This is a genomic window from Hydrocarboniphaga sp. FW305-C-57 (assembly GCF_058783045.1).
The window spans coordinates 183,730-198,981 of the sequence record NZ_JBYSYG010000002.1 but is presented as its reverse complement, the minus strand read 5'-3'; the positions used below and the strand labels follow the sequence as shown (position 1 = coordinate 198,981).

13 protein-coding genes are annotated in these 15,252 nt (G+C 65.6%); 11 read left to right on the top strand and 2 right to left on the bottom strand.

Going from position 1 to position 15,252, the window contains the following annotated elements; translation table 11 throughout:
• Window positions 1–78 precede the first annotated feature (78 nt).
• From AC3WUM_RS05235 to AC3WUM_RS05220, 4 genes are all read left to right on the top strand, one after another.
• A complete protein-coding gene (locus tag AC3WUM_RS05235) occupies window positions 79–1,512 on the top strand; it encodes an aromatic ring-hydroxylating oxygenase subunit alpha (protein WP_492409142.1) in 1,434 nt (477 codons plus the stop codon).
• Between the two features lie 70 nt (window positions 1,513–1,582).
• Entirely contained in the window at window positions 1,583–3,355 is a 1,773-nt protein-coding gene (locus AC3WUM_RS05230) for a thiamine pyrophosphate-binding protein (RefSeq protein ID WP_492409141.1), read from the top strand.
• Between the two features lie 69 nt (window positions 3,356–3,424).
• Window positions 3,425–4,843 (top strand): aldehyde dehydrogenase family protein, encoded by a 1,419-nt coding sequence (locus AC3WUM_RS05225; protein WP_492409140.1) that lies wholly within the window; start codon window positions 3,425–3,427, stop codon window positions 4,841–4,843.
• A gap of 124 nt (window positions 4,844–4,967) precedes the next feature.
• Entirely contained in the window at window positions 4,968–6,218 is a 1,251-nt protein-coding gene (locus AC3WUM_RS05220) for an MFS transporter (protein ID WP_492409139.1), read from the top strand.
• A gap of 20 nt (window positions 6,219–6,238) precedes the next feature.
• On the opposite strand, the gene AC3WUM_RS05215 is transcribed toward AC3WUM_RS05220, so the two are convergent.
• The gene (locus tag AC3WUM_RS05215; RefSeq protein WP_492409138.1) at window positions 6,239–6,727 is read right to left on the bottom strand and encodes a nuclear transport factor 2 family protein; all 489 of its coding nucleotides are present in this window, start codon (window positions 6,725–6,727) and stop codon (window positions 6,239–6,241) included.
• A 131-nt stretch (window positions 6,728–6,858) separates the two neighbouring features.
• Here AC3WUM_RS05215 and AC3WUM_RS05210 point away from each other — a divergent pair, with 131 nt between their 5' ends.
• On the top strand, window positions 6,859–7,293 hold the full coding sequence (locus tag AC3WUM_RS05210; RefSeq protein ID WP_492409137.1) for a PaaI family thioesterase: 435 nt from the start codon (window positions 6,859–6,861) through the stop codon (window positions 7,291–7,293).
• 21 nt (window positions 7,294–7,314) lie between these two features.
• On the opposite strand, the gene AC3WUM_RS05205 is transcribed toward AC3WUM_RS05210, so the two are convergent.
• Complete coding sequence (locus AC3WUM_RS05205; RefSeq protein WP_492409136.1) at window positions 7,315–8,151, bottom strand: IclR family transcriptional regulator; 837 nt, start codon at window positions 8,149–8,151, stop codon at window positions 7,315–7,317.
• Between the two features lie 140 nt (window positions 8,152–8,291).
• Between AC3WUM_RS05205 and AC3WUM_RS05200 the strand changes: the two genes are divergently transcribed.
• The 6 genes from AC3WUM_RS05200 (at window position 8,292) to AC3WUM_RS05175 (ending at window position 15,190) form a co-directional block, all read left to right on the top strand.
• Entirely contained in the window at window positions 8,292–9,863 is a 1,572-nt protein-coding gene (locus AC3WUM_RS05200) for an acetate--CoA ligase (protein ID WP_492409135.1), read from the top strand.
• A 36-nt stretch (window positions 9,864–9,899) separates the two neighbouring features.
• Window positions 9,900–11,036, top strand: coding sequence for an FAS1-like dehydratase domain-containing protein (locus tag AC3WUM_RS05195; RefSeq protein ID WP_492409134.1), 1,137 nt, complete (start codon window positions 9,900–9,902; stop codon window positions 11,034–11,036).
• Window positions 11,037–11,208: 172 nt separating this feature from the next.
• On the top strand, window positions 11,209–12,414 hold the full coding sequence (locus AC3WUM_RS05190) for a CaiB/BaiF CoA transferase family protein (protein ID WP_492409133.1): 1,206 nt from the start codon (window positions 11,209–11,211) through the stop codon (window positions 12,412–12,414).
• A 98-nt stretch (window positions 12,415–12,512) separates the two neighbouring features.
• Window positions 12,513–13,427 (top strand): SDR family NAD(P)-dependent oxidoreductase, encoded by a 915-nt coding sequence (locus tag AC3WUM_RS05185; protein WP_492409132.1) that lies wholly within the window; start codon window positions 12,513–12,515, stop codon window positions 13,425–13,427.
• Between the two features lie 138 nt (window positions 13,428–13,565).
• Window positions 13,566–14,324: an SRPBCC family protein gene (locus AC3WUM_RS05180; protein WP_492409131.1), complete on the top strand. Its 759-nt coding sequence runs from the start codon at window positions 13,566–13,568 to the stop codon at window positions 14,322–14,324.
• A complete protein-coding gene (locus AC3WUM_RS05175; protein WP_492409130.1) occupies window positions 14,321–15,190 on the top strand; it encodes an FAD binding domain-containing protein in 870 nt (289 codons plus the stop codon). The genes AC3WUM_RS05180 and AC3WUM_RS05175 overlap by 4 nt, the downstream gene beginning before the upstream one ends.
• The last annotated feature ends 62 nt before the right edge of the window (window positions 15,191–15,252 follow it).

Genomic DNA, 15,252 nt, shown 5'->3' with positions numbered 1-15,252 from the left:
CCGAGTATCATGGTCCGTGCGACCGCTCCTGCTGAATGAGGAGCGGAACGATAGCCGGCATGCATCGGCATCGAATGGATGGAGGACGACGTGAACTATCAGACCAAGCTCGATGTGGAGAAGCGCAATCTCGACATCGAAGATTTGAGCGAGCCGCTGACCTTTCCGGTCGAGGCCTACATTTCCGAGGACTACGCGCGCGCCGAGCGCGACAAGCTGTGGCCGAAGGTATGGCAGCACGCGGCCCGGCTCGAAGAAGTGCCGAACGTCGGCGACTTCGTCACCTACAACATCGGCCGCGAGTCCATCATCATCGTGCGCACGAGCAAGGACACGCTCAAGGCCTATTACAACGTCTGCTCGCATCGGGCACGCCAGCTCATCGATACGCCGCCGGAGACCAATGGCGTCTGCGGCAATCGCAAGGGTTTCACCTGTGGCTTCCATGCCTGGCGCTATGGCCTAGATGGCGTCTGCACCTACAAGCACGACGAGCCCGATTGGAAGGGCGCGCTGACCGACGAGCGCACCAGGCTCGCCGACGTGCGCGTCGACACCTGGGGCGGCTGGATCTTCATCAACATGGATCCGAACGCGATCCCCTTGCGTGAATATCTCGACGAAGCCGCCGACATTCTCGATCCGTTCGAGATGGAGAAGATGCGCTACAAGTGGCGCCAGTGGGTGATCTTCGATTGCAACTGGAAGACCGCGATCGAAGCGTTCATGGAGCCCTATCACGTGGCCGGCACGCATTCGCAGATGCTCGCCAACGGCGACTACTACGCCTACAGCGCGGCCTACGGTCGGCATGGCGTGTCGGGCTTCGACGTGCGCCAGAGCGGCAACCAGGAAAAGGAAGCCAGCTCGGTCACGCGTACCGGCAAGGCCGGCAAGGATCCGCGCGTCTCGACCTACGAGCTGCAGAAGGAAATCTACGACACGGTCAACAACGCGAGCACCACGCTGACGCTCGTCAACGCGGCCAAGCGCCTGGTCGACGAACTGCCCGAAGGCACACCCGGCCCGGAGGTCATCAAGCACTGGCTGGCGCGTGCACGCGCGGACGATGCGGCCCGCGGCGTCATCTGGCCGAACATCACGCCCGAGCAGCAGGGCAAGGCCGGCCTGGCCTGGAGCGTGTTCCCGAACATGTCGATCCTGCAGGGCATCACGTTCGCGCTGTGCTATCGCGCGCGTCCCTATGGTGACGATCCGAACAAGTGCATCTTCGAGTCCTACGCGATCGAGCGCTTTCCGATCGGTGAGGAGCCGAAGACCGAGTGGGTCTATGCCGAGGCGACCAAGGAGAAGTGGGGCCTGGTGCTCTCGCAGGATTTCTCGAATATGGCGGCGGTGCAGCGCGGCATGCATTCGCGCGGCTTCCGCGGCACCTTGCCGAATCCGCACCAGGAACGAAAGGTCACCAACTTTCATCGCAACCTGGCCGACATCATGGGCACCGGAACGCTGCACCTGCTCGCGAGTGGCAATCCACCAGAGGCCGGTTAAGCGCAGCAGCGCAGGCTCGCAGTCGCTGAATACATCCATCAGATCAATCGAATCAGACAAGGTAAAGAGAATGTACGGAGAAGAGAAAACCGCCGCCGTTGCGACCAGCGAGCGCGGCAAGGTGAAGGTGTATCAGCGCATCCTGGAACTGCTCGAAGCCGAGGGCGTCAACGCCGTCTTCGGTATTCCGGATCCGAACTTCGTCCATCTGTTCGTCGAGGCCGAGAAGCGCGGCTGGACGGTGGTGACTCCGCACCACGAGCTGTCGGCCGGCTTCATGGCCGAAGGCTACGCGCGCATGACCGGCAAGCCGGCGCTGTGCATCGCCACGCTGGGCCCGGGCATCGCCCTGACCTCCGGCTCGATGATGACCTCGCTGGTCGAGAACACGCCGGTCATCTACATCGGCGGCCAGCGTGCGCGCATCACCGAGCAGCGCGTGCGTCGCGGCCGCATCCAGTTCATCCAGCAGGAGCCGCTGTTCGAGAACTCGGTGAAGTGGAGCGCGAGCATCGAGTACGCCGAGCAGACCGACGAAATCATTCGCCACGCGCTGCGCGTCAGCCTGTCCGGCACGCCGGGTCCGGTCTACATCGAATATCCCTCTCACATCATCCAGCAGGAGCTCGACGTGCAGCCGGCACTGCCGCCGTCGAGCTACCGCCTGGTCCAGCCGGGCGCGGACGGCAACGCGGTGGCCAGGGCCGCCGAGCTGATCAGGAACGCCGAGTGCCCGGTGCTGCTGGTCGGCCATGCGGTGCAGTGCACGCGTGCCGGCCAGAAGGTGCGTGAACTGGCCGAACTCATGGGCTGCCCGATCCTGCAGACCTCGGGCGGCACGGCCTTCATCGAAGGCGTCGAGGACCGCACCTTCCCGTATCTGTTTTCCGACGTCGGCGACGAGATCGTCGCCAAGTCCGATGTGGTCGTCGCCATCGGCACCGAAATCGGCGAGCCCGTGCACTACGGTCGCGGCCATCTCTGGGCCAAGGGCAATACCGACCGCAAGTGGATCTACGTCGAGCTCGATCCCGAAGCGATCGGCCAGAACCGTGCTATCGACGTGCCGCTGGTCGGTGACCTGCGCACCGTCGTGCCGCAGCTGTCCGCCGCGCTCAAGGGCAGCCCGCGCAAGGCGCATCCGGATCTGCAGCGCTGGATCAAGGAAGACGCCGAGCGTCTCGCCGCGCTGGCCAGACAGGACTTCAAGACCGAGAGCGGCCGCGTGCACACCGGTCAGTGGGTCATCGAAGCCACCAAGGCGATGCCGAAGAACGCGATCCACGCGCGCGATGGCGGCTGCACGGTGATCTTCACGTGGACCTATCTGCAGGCCAAGCCGCACGACGTGGTCTGGAACCAGAATTTCGGCTGCCTCGGCACGGGCCTCGGCTACGCGATCGGCGCCTCGATCGCCGACGGCGGCAAGCGTCCGGTGCTGCTGACGACCAGCGACTCGTCGTTCCTGTACCACACCAGCGATCTCGAAGTGGCGCACCGCTTCAAGCTGCCGCTCGTCGTCGTCGTCGGCGTCGACAACTCCTGGGGACTCGAAGTGGGCGTCTACAAGCGCACCTTCGGCCACGGCAATACGACGGAGCCGGGCGTGCACTGGAGCAAGGACGTGCGCTTCGACCAGATCGCCAAGGGCCTCGGCTGCGAAGGCGTCTACGTCGACAAGGGCGAAGATATCGGCAAGGCCGTGGAAGCCGCCTTCGCCAGCGGCAAGCCGACCGTCATCCATGTGCCGATCGACCCGGTCGTCAACCACGGCGGCCTGCAGAATCTGGATACGCCCAACTACGCGCGCTTCCGCACCTGGTACGCGGAAGGCACGCAGTAAGTTGTATCCCTCTCCCGCCTGCGGGAGAGGGGATAAAAGAAACTGCGGTGGTGGTTTTAGGAGAAACCGATGCGCGACTACCTGAAGTTCTACATCGATGGAAAGTGGGTCGATCCGGTCGAGCCCAAGACCGCGAACGTCATCAACCCGGCAACCGAAGAAGTGTCGGGCCGCATTTCGATGGCCTCGCTGCCCGATGTCGAAAAAGCCGTGCAGGCGGCGCGCAAGGCCTTCACGAGCTGGTCGCAGACCACGCGTGAACAGCGGCTCGAAATCCTGCTCGCGATCCAGGCCGAATATGCGAAGCGCCAGAACGAAATCGGCGAGGCGATCACCGAGGAAATGGGCGCACCGAAGGCGCTCGGCAACGGTCTCCACGTCGGACTCGGTGGCGGTCACATCGCCGCGGCGATCGAATCGCTCAAGACCTTCAAGTTCGAGGAGCTGCGCGGCAACACCCTGATCCACCGCGTGCCGATCGGTGTCTGCGCGATGATCACGCCGTGGAACTGGCCGATGAACCAGGTCGCGGTCAAGGTGCTGCCGGCGCTCGCGACCGGCTGCACGATGGTGCTCAAGCCGCCGCAGCTCGCGCCGTACTCGGCGCAGATCTTCGCCGAAGTGCTCGACAAGGCCGGTGTGCCGGCCGGTGTGTTCAACATGCTGCAGGGCAGTGGCGCGGTGGTCGGCGCAGCGCTGTCGGCGCATCCCGAAGTCGATCTCGTCTCGATCACGGGCTCCGAAGCGGTCGGCGTCGAGATTGCCAAGGCCGCGGCACCGACGGTCAAGCGCGTCTGCCAGGAACTCGGCGGCAAGAGCGCTTTCATCGTGCTCGACGATGCCGATCTCGCGAAGAACGTCGCCGGCGCGACGAGCGGCATGATGATCAACTCGGGCCAGACCTGCAGCGCGGGTTCGCGCCTGCTGGTGCCATCGAGCCGCATGGCCGAGGCCATCGAGGCGGCGCGCAAGGCCGCGAACGAAGTCACCGTCGGCGATCCGCTCGGCAACTTCGCGATGGGGCCGATGGTGTCGAAAACCCAGTTCAACGAAGTGCAGCGCTACATCAACATCGGCATCGAAGAAGGCGCCGAGCTCATCGCAGGCGGGCCCGGGCGTCCGGACGGCATCAGCAAGGGCTACTTCTGCAAGCCGACGGTGTTCGCCAAGGTCAGCAACCAGTCGAAGATCGCGCGCGAGGAGATCTTCGGGCCGGTGCTCGTGATCATCGGCTACGACGACATCGACGACGCCGTCGCCATCGCCAACGACTCCGACTTCGGTCTGGCCGGCTACGTCAACGGCGCCGATCGCGAGCTGTGCAACAAGGTCGCCAAGCGCCTGCGCACGGGCTGGGTGTCGATCAACGGCGGCTTCGATTTCCAGGCGCCGTTCGGCGGCATGAAGAAAAGCGGCAACGGCCGTGAATGGGGCGAATTCGGTTTCCACGAGTACGTGGAAATCCAAGCGCTGCTCGGCTACGCCTGAGCGCCTCGCGGCGCAGGCCTTGCTTGCGAGCGGACGCGCGTCCTCGGGCGCCGAGTCCTTCTGCCTTCGAGTTGATTAAGCCGGGCCCGAAATCGGCGCGCGTTGCGGGGAGAGGAAAAACAGCATGGCGGATCGCGAAAGCGCGGTGAAAGAGTGGCGCAGCCACGGCACGCTGCCGGTGGCAGCCGCGGTCGGCTATTCGACCGCGGTGCTGCACACCTATGGCATCGGCGCATTCGTCGCTCCGTTGCAGCAGGAATTCGGCTGGACGCGGGCGCAGATTTCGGTCGGCATCACCATCGCCGGTCTGGTCGGCGCCTTGCTGAGCGTGCCGATCGGCATGCTCGTCGATCGCCTCGGCCCGCGCATCGTCGGCTTGATCGGCGTGGTGCTCATGACGAGCGCGTTCGCGCTGCTCGGCACCACCACCGGCAGCACTGCGAACTGGCTCGCGCTGTGGGGCTTCGTCGCGTTCGCGAACCTCTGGCTGCAGGCGACGGTCTGGACGAGCGCCGTCGGCAGCCGCTTCGAGAAATCACGAGGCCTGGCGTTCGCGATCACCTTGTCGGGCGCCTCGCTGAGCGCCGCGGTATTTCCGGTGCTGTCGACCTGGCTGATCGGCGCTTACGGCTGGCGCACCGCGTTCGCGGCGATGGGCGGCATCTGGGCGGCGGTGGTGCTGCCGGTGATGCTGCTGTTCTTCCGCGGCGCGCAGGACGGCCCGGCGGCCCGGCGCGGCACCACCAAGGCGGCGGCCAACATCCTGCCTGGTGCGAGCGTGCGCGAAGGGCTGTGTTCGCCGGCGTTCTACAAGCTGCTCGTCGCGAGCGGCCTGTTCACGTTCACGGCGCTCGGCATCGTCGTGCACTTCGTGCCGATCCTGAAGGATCGCGGTGCCGACCCGCTGGCCGCCGCAGGCATCGCTTCGCTGGTCGGCCTGTTCTCGCTGATCGGCCGGCTCGGCACCGGTTTTCTGCTCGACAGATTGCCTGCGCATCGCGTCGGCGCCGTGGTGTTCCTGCTGCCGATCGTGGCCTGTGCGCTGCTGTTCTTCGATGGAGCCAATTCCCTGAGCCAGTCGGCTGCGGCGGCCGCATTCGGACTCACGCTCGGCGCCGAGGTCGACGTGATCGCCTATCTGATGTCACGCCACTTCGGGCTCAGGCATTTCGGCGTGCTGTTCGGCGCGATCACCGGCGCGCTCGCGCTCGGCAGTGCGTTCGGCCCGTTCGCGGCGGGTGCGGCCTTCGATCGCTTCGGCAGCTACGCGGAGTTTCTCGTGCTGACGATGCTGTTCATGGCCGTGAGCAGCCTCGCGCTACTGACGCTCGGCCGCGGCCGCTACGGCGTGCCCGGGCACGGCGACGGTGCCTAGCCGCCTCAGCGGCTCCGCGACTAGTTCTTGAGCAACTGCGCGCGCGTGAACGGATCGTCGCCGACGAACAGCGGTGTTCCCGTGAACGCAGTGATGCGCCACCTGCCGTCGCCTTCGAGACGAAAGTCCATGCGGCAGCGCGTGATCATCGCCGGCGTGATGGTCGCCCGCACGGGCGGATGGCCTTCTCCGGCATAGCTCACGTTGGTGAAGAACACCGATGCGTTTTCCGCGTCCTTGATCTCGCTGCGCAGGTTCAGAAAGGTGTGGCAGCCGACGCGGATACCGTCCTTGTGCTGGGACGGAATGCGCGCGAGGCGATCGGCGTAGAACTTGGTGATCGCGGCGCGGCCCTTGTATTCGGTGTCGCCGACGAAGAACACGCCGTCCGCGGTATAGAAGTCGGCGATGTCGAGCCCGTTGTTGGTGTCGATTTCGTGTGCGAATTCCGACACGAGCTGCTGCACCTGCAAGGCGATGGCGGCGGTTTCGGGCGTGAACTTTTGCATGATTCTCCTTCGATCTTGTCTTGTATCGTCGCAACGCCGGCTCGGTTCCACCGCGGCGCGGCCGACCGGCCATCTACTGTACAGTGCTGTGCATTGAATATCGCATTGCCCGCATCGATCAGCCCCAGACCATGACCGAACCCCAAGCGCCAAGCGACTGGCGCGAACTCAAGAAACTGCCGGGCCTGATGGGGCATATCGGCCCCCTGCTCGCGAAGCGCGAAGGCGAGAGCTGGCGTTATGGCCTGCAGACGACCGAAATGCACGGCAACCCGATCGGCATCATCCACGGCGGCACCCTGATGGCGATGCTCGATCAGACCGCGACGATGATCGCGATCTGGATCACCGGCGAAAAAGCGGTGCTGACCGTGCAGATGGACACTCGCTTTCTGGCGGCGGCGCGCATCGGCGATCTGATCGAAGGCACGGCGACCTTGCGGCATCGCACCGGCACGATGCTGTTCATCGATGCCCAGCTCAGCATCGATGGCAAGGCGGTTGCGGACGCATCGCTGATCATGAAGCTGCTGGCCAGGCGCGAGGGCAGGAACGAGCCCGCCTAGTGCCGGCAAGTCACTGACTTCCTAGGGCGCGAATTCGCCGCTGAGCTGATTCGACAGCTGTCGGGCCGACGCCAGCAGCGCCTCCTGCAGGGCTGGCAGGCCGTTGCGCTTCATGGCGCTGCCGATGCCGATCGTGACGAGCGCGTGGCTCAGCTTGCCGCGGGTTTTCCAGACCGGTGCCGCGAGCACGGTGACGCCCGAAATGTAATGGCCCTCGTCGATCGCGAAGCCTTGCTTGCGGGTCTGCTCGACCTGCGCTTGCCAGTCTTCGTAGCTCGGCGGCTCGTCCCAGCGCAGCGTCTTGAAGCGTGAGCGCAGATCGCTTTCGGAGTGCTCGCCGAACGCGGCGATGCAGCGGCCGGTGGCGCTGATCAGCGCGGGAAAGCGGCTGCCGATCTGCGCGCTGAGCTGGAAGTTGTTGCCCGACTGCGAAACCGCGACGACGACGATGTGATCGAGCCCGACGATATGGACGCCGAGCACGGTGGCGTCGAAGTCGCGGCTGATGCGGTCCATCGCCGGCTGCGCGAGATCGTTGAAGCGATTGCGCCTGAGCCAGTGCCGGGCAAGCGTCAGCACGCCGGCTTCGAGCGAATAGCGCTTGGTCTGCGCATCGAAGGCGACGAACTCCTCGGCGACGAGCGCCCGCAGCACGTAGAGGCAGGTGCTCGGGACGAGCCCGAGTTCGCGCGCGATCGCCTGCAGGCCCAACGGTGCGTCGCTCTTGCCGAGCAGGCGCAGCACGGCCGCCGCTCGCGCGATCGCGGGCGCCTTGCTCTCCTGCAGGGCGGCGGTGAGTTCATGTTCCGGAGTGCGATCCGCTGTGCGGTTCTGGGGTCGGCTGGAGGGCTGGTTCATGAGTCTGGCTCGGCGTGGATATTCAAAATATAGAAAACCGTTCTATATTTGCAATAGTCGACAGTGTTGTTGCAAACTCGCCGCGCTCCGAAAAGCCCCGCGCCCAGCGGCGGCAAGACCAAGACGACCTCCGGCGACCGATGGCCAAGCTCACCGATTACACCGACTACGCCGATGCCCAGCAGCACGCCAGTTCGAAGGCGCTGTGGGAGCTGTTCAGCGGCACGCGCGAGCGGTTCAACATCGCGGACGAATGCATTCTTCGCCACGCCAAGGGCGATGGCCGCGCGGCCGTGCGCATCGCGCATTCCAGCGGTGCCGACGAGATTCTGAGCTTCGATACGATCGCCGCGGGCGCCAGCCGCTTCGCGCACTGGCTCGAAGCCAACGGCATCGCGCCGGGCGATCGCATCGCCTTCATGCTCGAGCCTTCGCTGCCGTTCTACGTGAGCCTGTTCGGGGCCACGCTGACGGGTGCGATCAGCGTGCCGCTGTTCACGCTGTTCGGTCTCGATGGCCTGCGCCTGCGTGTCGACGACTGCAAGCCGAAGTTGCTGATCACCAATGCCGAGAAGGCCGAGATCGCCAGGCAGATCGACGGTGTGAAGGTGATCGTCGCCGATGCGGCCTTCCTCAAGACGCTCGAAAGCTTTCCGGCCAGCTACACGTCGAAAACCAAGGGCGACGATCTCGCGGTGTTCCAGTACACCTCGGGCACCACGCGCGAACTGCCGGCCGCGGTGAAGCACACGCACAAGGCCATCGTCACGCTGATGTTCGCGGCGCTATACGGCACCGGCATTCGTCCGGGCGACGAATTCTTCTGCCCGTCCTCGCCGGCCTGGGGCCACGGGCTCTGGCACGGCACGCTCGCCCCGCTTGCGCTCGGCGTGACCACCGGCACCTTTTCGGGCCGCTTCGATGCGGTGCGCCTCATGAAGGCGCTGCAGGACTACAGGATCACCAACATGTCGGCTGCGGCGACGCACTACCGCATGATGAAGAACACCGGCAAGGCGTCGGAATTCCAGTTCTTCTTCAAGAAGCTGTCGTTCACGGGCGAGCCGATCGACCCCGCCACGCTCGAGTTCATCGACCAGTATTTCAAGGTTCCGGCCTGCAGCATGTATGGCACGACCGAGATCGGCGTGGTGCTCGTGAACTATCCGGGCGCGAGCGATTTCGCGGTCAAGCCGGGCTCGCTCGGCAAGCCGGTGCCGGGCCTCAGGCTCGAAGTGCAGAACGCGGACGGCACGCCGTCCAAGCCCGGCGTCGTCGGCGAGCTCATGCTCTGGAAGAAGGATCATTGGGAGACCACCAAGGATCTCGCGCGGCTCGACGACGAGGGCTACCTGTACCACTGCGGCCGCGCCGACGACGTGATCATTTCGGCCGGCTGGACCATGAGCGCGGTCGAGATCGAGGCCACGCTGCTCAAGCATCCCGACGTCAAGGAGGCCGCGATCATCGGGGTGCCCGACGCCACGCGCGGCCAGGTCGCCAAAGGCTTCATCGTCAGCGATCGCGCGGGCAGCGACGCGTTCGCCGACGAGCTCAAGACGTTCACGCGCGAGCGCCTGAGCCAGCACGAGTTTCCTCGCCACGTGGTGTTCGTGAGCGAGTTGCCGAAGACGCCTGCGGGCAAGGTTCACCGCAAGGTGCTGCGCGACCGGGAAGCCGCCGCCGCCCAGGCCGCCGCGAGCGCCGGCTGAAATCAATGATCAATCGAATTCAAAGGAGACACACTCATGGCTGCTGACGGTTCCACCAACAAGTTCCCCAAGATCACCGAAGAGGGCCTGGCCTCTCTGCGTGAACGCATCGGTGTGCCGATCGTCGATACGGTCGAGCCCTGGAACTACGAGGCCACGCGCGACGGCATTCGTCACTACGCGCACGGCATCGGCGATGACAACCCGCTCTGGAACGATCCGGCCTACGCCGCCAAGACCAAGTACGGCACCATCGTGGCGCTGCCGAGCTTCCTGTTCTCGATGAGCCGCATCATCTCCGGTTACTGCGGCGGCCTGCCCGGCGTGCACGCGATGTGGGCCGGCGCCGACTGGACCTGGTACAAGCCGATCCTGCGCGGTGACGTGATCACGACGCAGGCCTACCTCAAGGATCTGGTCGAGCACCAGACCAAGTTCGCCGGCCGCGCGTTCCAGCAGATCTATCACGTCGATTTCTTCCGCGCCGGCGAAAAAGTCGCCGAGGCCGACAGCTGGGTGTTCCGCACCGATCGCGACGAAGCGCGCGAGCGCGGCACCAAGTACACCGAGACCAAGGGCAAGGTGGTGCCGTTCACGGACGAGCAGCTCCAGGAGTTCTACAAGCTCTACGAGAACGAGGAAATCCGTGGCTCCAGGACCCGTTACTGGGAAGACGTGAAGGAAGGCGAAGATCTGCCGAAGATGCTCAAGGGCCCGATGACGGTCACCGGCTTCATCGGTTACGCGCAGGGTTGGGGCGGCCTCTACATTCGCGCCAACAAGCTCGCCTGGAAGTTGCAGCAGAAGCATCCGAGCGCGGGCATCAAGAATCGCTTCAACGTGCCGGATTGCCCCGAGCGCGTGCATTGGGACGAAGCCTTCGCGCTCGAAGTCGGCGCCCCGGGCGCCTACGACTACGGCCCCGAGCGTTGCTCCTGGCTCACACACCAGATCACCAACTGGGCGGGCGACGATTCGCACCTGTTCAAGGCCAAGAGCCAGATCCGCCGCCACAATCCGGATGGCGACGTGATCGTGATCGAAGGGCAGGTGACGCGTAAGTTCGTCGACAACGGCAAGCACTACGTCGAGATCAGCCAGAAGGCGCTCACGCACCGTGGCGAGCTGTCCGCCAGCGGCGTGGCGATCGTCGAGCTGCCGAGCCGCGGTTGATAGAAGAGGCTGGTGTCGCGAGGGCGCTCGATCTCTCTCGGCCTTCGTTCGCCTCGCGGCCTTGGCTATAAGTTCGGCGCCGAAAGACGTCGAATCGCGGTAAAACTCATCCCGGCCGCGCGGCTTGCACAAGCCGGCGCTGTCGGGATTTTTGCCATTGAGAGCAGACCTCATGCAAGAGCAGAACCACTGGGCCGGTCCGCTGCGAGGCATTCGCGTACTCGATTTCACGCGCGTGCTCGCCGGGCCTTCGGCCGCGCTCGCGCTCGCCGACCTCGGCGCCGAAGTGATCAAGATCGAGCCACCCGGAACCGGCGACGAGACGCGCACGTTTCCGCCGTTCCGCGATGGCGAGAGCCATTATTTCCTGAGCATCAACCGCGGCAAGAAAAGCATCGTCGTCGATCTCAAGACCGAGCAAGGCGTCGAACTCGCCAAGCAGCTCGCGAGCCATTGCGACGTGCTGATCGAGAACTATCGGCCCGGCGTGATGGACCGGCTCGGCCTCGGCTACGAGACGCTGGCCGCGATCAACCCGCGCCTGATCTATTGCGCGATCTCGGGCTTCGGCATGACCGGCCCGCTGCGCGACCGGCCGTCGTTCGACATCGTCATGCAGGCCTTGTCGGGCGCCTTGAGCGTCAATGGCGAGCGCGGAATGCCGACCAAGCTCGGCATTCCGCTCGGCGATCTGGTCGGCGGCATCAACGGCCCGATCGGCATCCTCGCGGCGCTGCACGAACGCAGCCAGACCGGGCGCGGGCGGCTCATCGACGTGAGCCTGCTCGACGGCATGCTCGGCATGCTCGGCTATCTCGCGCAGCTCGCCTACTTCAACGGACGCGATCCGGAGCCGCAGGGCTGCGAGCATCCGAACCTCGTGCCCTACGGCCGCTTTCCGGCGCGCGACGGCGCGATCATCGTCGCCTGCCTGACCAATGGATTCTGGGGGCGCATCAGCCGGGCGCTCGGACGTCCCGAATGGGCCGAGGACGCGCGCTTCGACAGCCTCGAGAAGCGCCGCGACCAGCGCGAACTCGTCAACGCGATGATCTCGGAGATCACGCAGCTGCATTCGGTCGACGAACTCGTCGTGCTGTTCGAGCAGTTCGAGGTTCCACATGCGCCGGTGCTCGGTGTCACCGAAGCGCTCGCGCAGCCGCAGTCGGTCGCGCGCGAAATGGTGGTCGAGGTCGAGCACCGCAGGCTCGGCCGGATTCCGATCGTCAATCGGCCGATCAAGTTTCCACAGGACCAGCAGGCAGCGCCGAGCGCGCCGCCGGTGCTGGGCCAGCACACGGACGAAATCCTCGCCGGCGTGCTCGGTTTCGATGCCGAGCGCATCGAGCAGCTGCGCGCCGCAAAGGTTGTGGCCTGAGACGGGTTGAACGATCATCAACACCACTGTTCGGTAGCGAGCCGATCACGATATCGATCGCACCGAGGGCTCACGACATAACGAGACGAGGAGAACCCATGTCCGAACTCAGATTCGACGATCGCGTCGCGGTCATCACCGGCGCCGGCCGCGGCCTGGGACGCGCTTACGCGCTGCTGCTGGCCGCCAAGGGCGCGAAGGTCGTCGTCAACGACGTGGGTGGCAGCCTCAAGGGCGAGGGCGCCGACATCGGGCCGGCGCAGGAAGTCGTCGACGAGATCAGGGCCGCGGGCGGGCAGGCGATCGCGAACAGCGATTCGGTCGCGACCGAGCCAGGCGGCAAGGCCATCATCCAGTCCGCGCTCGATCATTTCGGTCGCATCGACATCCTCATCCACAACGCGGGCAACGTGCGTCGCGCGCCGCTGCGCGACATGAGCTACGAGGATTTCAACGCGGTGCTCGACGTCCATCTGCGCGGCGCGTTTCACGTCGTGCGCGAGGCGTTTCCGCTCATGTGCGACCAGGGCTACGGCCGCATCGTGCTGACCTCGTCGGTCAGCGGGCTCTACGGCAACAAGCAGGTCGTCAATTACGCGACTTCGAAGACCGGCATGATCGGCCTCTGCAACGTCGCAGGCCTAGAAGGGGCCGAGCACAACGTCAAGTGCAACATCATCGCGCCGGGCGCGGTGACGCGCATGGCCGAAGGGCTCGATACCTCGGTCTATCCGCCGATGGGCCCGGAACTCGTCGCCCCGCTGGTGGCCTGGCTGTCGCACGAGAGCTGCTCGGTGAGCGGCGAGATCATGAGCGCGATGGCGGGCCGCCTGTCTCGCCTGTATCTGGCCGAGACGCCCGGCAAGTACCTGCCGTCGTGGACCGTGGAGCAGGTGCAGCAGCACATCGAGACGATCCGCGACACTCGCGGCGAGCAGTGGATATTGCCGCCGGTGCCGACCGGACAGCCCGACCACATCCGCCGCAGCTTCGAGATGGCGCGCAAGGGATAGCGGCCGTGCGGGGCGTGGGCGCGCGCTTATCAACACGACTGTCTATTCTCTTGATCGATCCCTGTATTTGATGTCACAGTGTTGACGTCAAATACAGGAGAGCCAGCGCAAAGCTGGCCCCCAATCGAGGAGAGACGGATGAAGATGTCCGGTGAACAGCGCATCGCGGCCAAGCGCGGTGATGTCTGGAAGGCGCTCAACGACCCCGAGGTTCTGCGTCGTTGCATTCCGGGGTGCCAGTCGCTGACCAAGGAATCGGATACGCGGCTCGTCGCCACCGTCGAGATCAAGATCGGCCCGATCGGCGCGCGATTCAACGGCGCCGTCGAACTCGCGGACATCAACGCGCCGGAGTCGTACACACTGATCATGGAAGGCCAGGCCGGCACGGTCGGCTTCGTCAAGAGCATCGTCAAGGTCAGGCTCGCCGACGATGCGGGCGGCACCTTGCTGAGCTGGGATGCGGATGCGCAGGTCGGCGGGCGCCTCGCGCAGCTCGGCGGTCCGATCATGGACGCCACGTCCAAGCAGCTCGCGGCGCGTTTCTTCTCGCAATTCGCGAACGTGATCACCGGTGCGCCAGCCAAGCCCGCAGCCGCAGCGTCGGCTGTCGGTGCTGCGCCGGTCTACGCGCCGGCTGCCGCGCCTGCGCGCGGCTCGCCGGTGCTCTGGCTGCTCGTCGTCATCGTCGCCGCGCTCGGCGGCTACCTGTTCGGCCACGGCCTGCAGGCCGATGCGCATTCGGACTGGATGGGCATCGCGATCGGCCTGCTGCTGTTGCTCGTCGGCATCGCCGGCTTCTCGTTCGGACGCGCCGCGGCCGCGCCGGTCGTGACGCTCGACGCGGCGCTGCTTGCGCGCCTGCTCGCGGGCAGTGATCGGGAGCGGGAGCGGTGAAGCCCGCTTCGTTCGATTACTACGTGCCGAGCACGATCGACGAAGCCTGCCAGCTGCTCGCCGATGCCGGCGGCGGTGCGCAGGTGCTCGCGGGCGGGCAGACACTGATGCCGCTGCTCGCGCTGCGCATGAGCCAGCCGTTCATCCTCGTCGACATCAATCGCATCAAGGCGCTCACGGGCATCACGACGGCCGATGGCGTGACGCGCATCGGGCCGATCACGCGCCAGAACGACGGCATCGCCGATGCCACGCTCAATCGCGTGCAGCCCTTGCTCGTCACCGCGCTCAAACACGTCGGCCATCACCAGACGCGCAATCGCGGCACTATCGGCGGCTCGATCGCGCTCGGCGAGCCTGCCGCCGAACTGCCGGCGACGGCCGTCGCGCTCGGTGCGACGGTGGAAGTGCGCTCCACGCGCGGCACGCGGCGCATCGATGCGGCCGATCTCTATCTCGGTCCGTATGCGACGGCGCTCGAACCCGACGAACTGCTGACCTCGGTGCAGGTGCCCGAATGGCCGGCCGGCACCGTGAGCCTGTTTCGCGAAATCACGCAGCGTCCGGGCGATTTCGCGCTCGTCGGATTGACCGGCGCGCTCGCGGTGCAGGAAGGGCGCATCACGCGCGCGAGCATCGCCTGGTTCGGCATGGGCCCGACGCCGATGAAGGCCAAACAGGTCGAATCCGCGCTGGTCGGCCAGTCGATCGACCGTCTCGACGCCAAGGCACTCGCCGATCTGGCGATCGCCGACACCTCGCCATTCGACGATCAGCACGCGACCGCAGAATACCGGCGCACGGTGGGCCGTCGCGTGTTCGCACGCGCCTTGAGCGAGACCTTCGACCTGAGGGCCGCGGCGTGAGCGCCCTGCCGCTTCTCGATCGGGAGCGCCGCATCGGCTCCCGCCGGCGTCGATTCGCGACG

What these genes read in the sequence shown, in the direction of transcription:
- AC3WUM_RS05235 (WP_492409142.1), top strand. Translation starts at nt 79, where the DNA reads ATGGAGGACGACGTGAACTATCAGACCAAGCTCGATGTGGAGAAGCGC.
- AC3WUM_RS05230 (WP_492409141.1), top strand. Translation starts at nt 1,583, where the DNA reads ATGTACGGAGAAGAGAAAACCGCCGCCGTTGCGACCAGCGAGCGCGGC.
- AC3WUM_RS05225 (WP_492409140.1), top strand. Translation starts at nt 3,425, where the DNA reads ATGCGCGACTACCTGAAGTTCTACATCGATGGAAAGTGGGTCGATCCG.
- AC3WUM_RS05220 (WP_492409139.1), top strand. Translation starts at nt 4,968, where the DNA reads ATGGCGGATCGCGAAAGCGCGGTGAAAGAGTGGCGCAGCCACGGCACG.
- AC3WUM_RS05215 (WP_492409138.1), bottom strand. Translation starts at nt 6,727, where the DNA reads ATGCAAAAGTTCACGCCCGAAACCGCCGCCATCGCCTTGCAGGTGCAG.
- AC3WUM_RS05210 (WP_492409137.1), top strand. Translation starts at nt 6,859, where the DNA reads ATGACCGAACCCCAAGCGCCAAGCGACTGGCGCGAACTCAAGAAACTG.
- AC3WUM_RS05205 (WP_492409136.1), bottom strand. Translation starts at nt 8,151, where the DNA reads ATGAACCAGCCCTCCAGCCGACCCCAGAACCGCACAGCGGATCGCACT.
- AC3WUM_RS05200 (WP_492409135.1), top strand. Translation starts at nt 8,292, where the DNA reads ATGGCCAAGCTCACCGATTACACCGACTACGCCGATGCCCAGCAGCAC.
- AC3WUM_RS05195 (WP_492409134.1), top strand. Translation starts at nt 9,900, where the DNA reads ATGGCTGCTGACGGTTCCACCAACAAGTTCCCCAAGATCACCGAAGAG.
- AC3WUM_RS05190 (WP_492409133.1), top strand. Translation starts at nt 11,209, where the DNA reads ATGCAAGAGCAGAACCACTGGGCCGGTCCGCTGCGAGGCATTCGCGTA.
- AC3WUM_RS05185 (WP_492409132.1), top strand. Translation starts at nt 12,513, where the DNA reads ATGTCCGAACTCAGATTCGACGATCGCGTCGCGGTCATCACCGGCGCC.
- AC3WUM_RS05180 (WP_492409131.1), top strand. Translation starts at nt 13,566, where the DNA reads ATGAAGATGTCCGGTGAACAGCGCATCGCGGCCAAGCGCGGTGATGTC.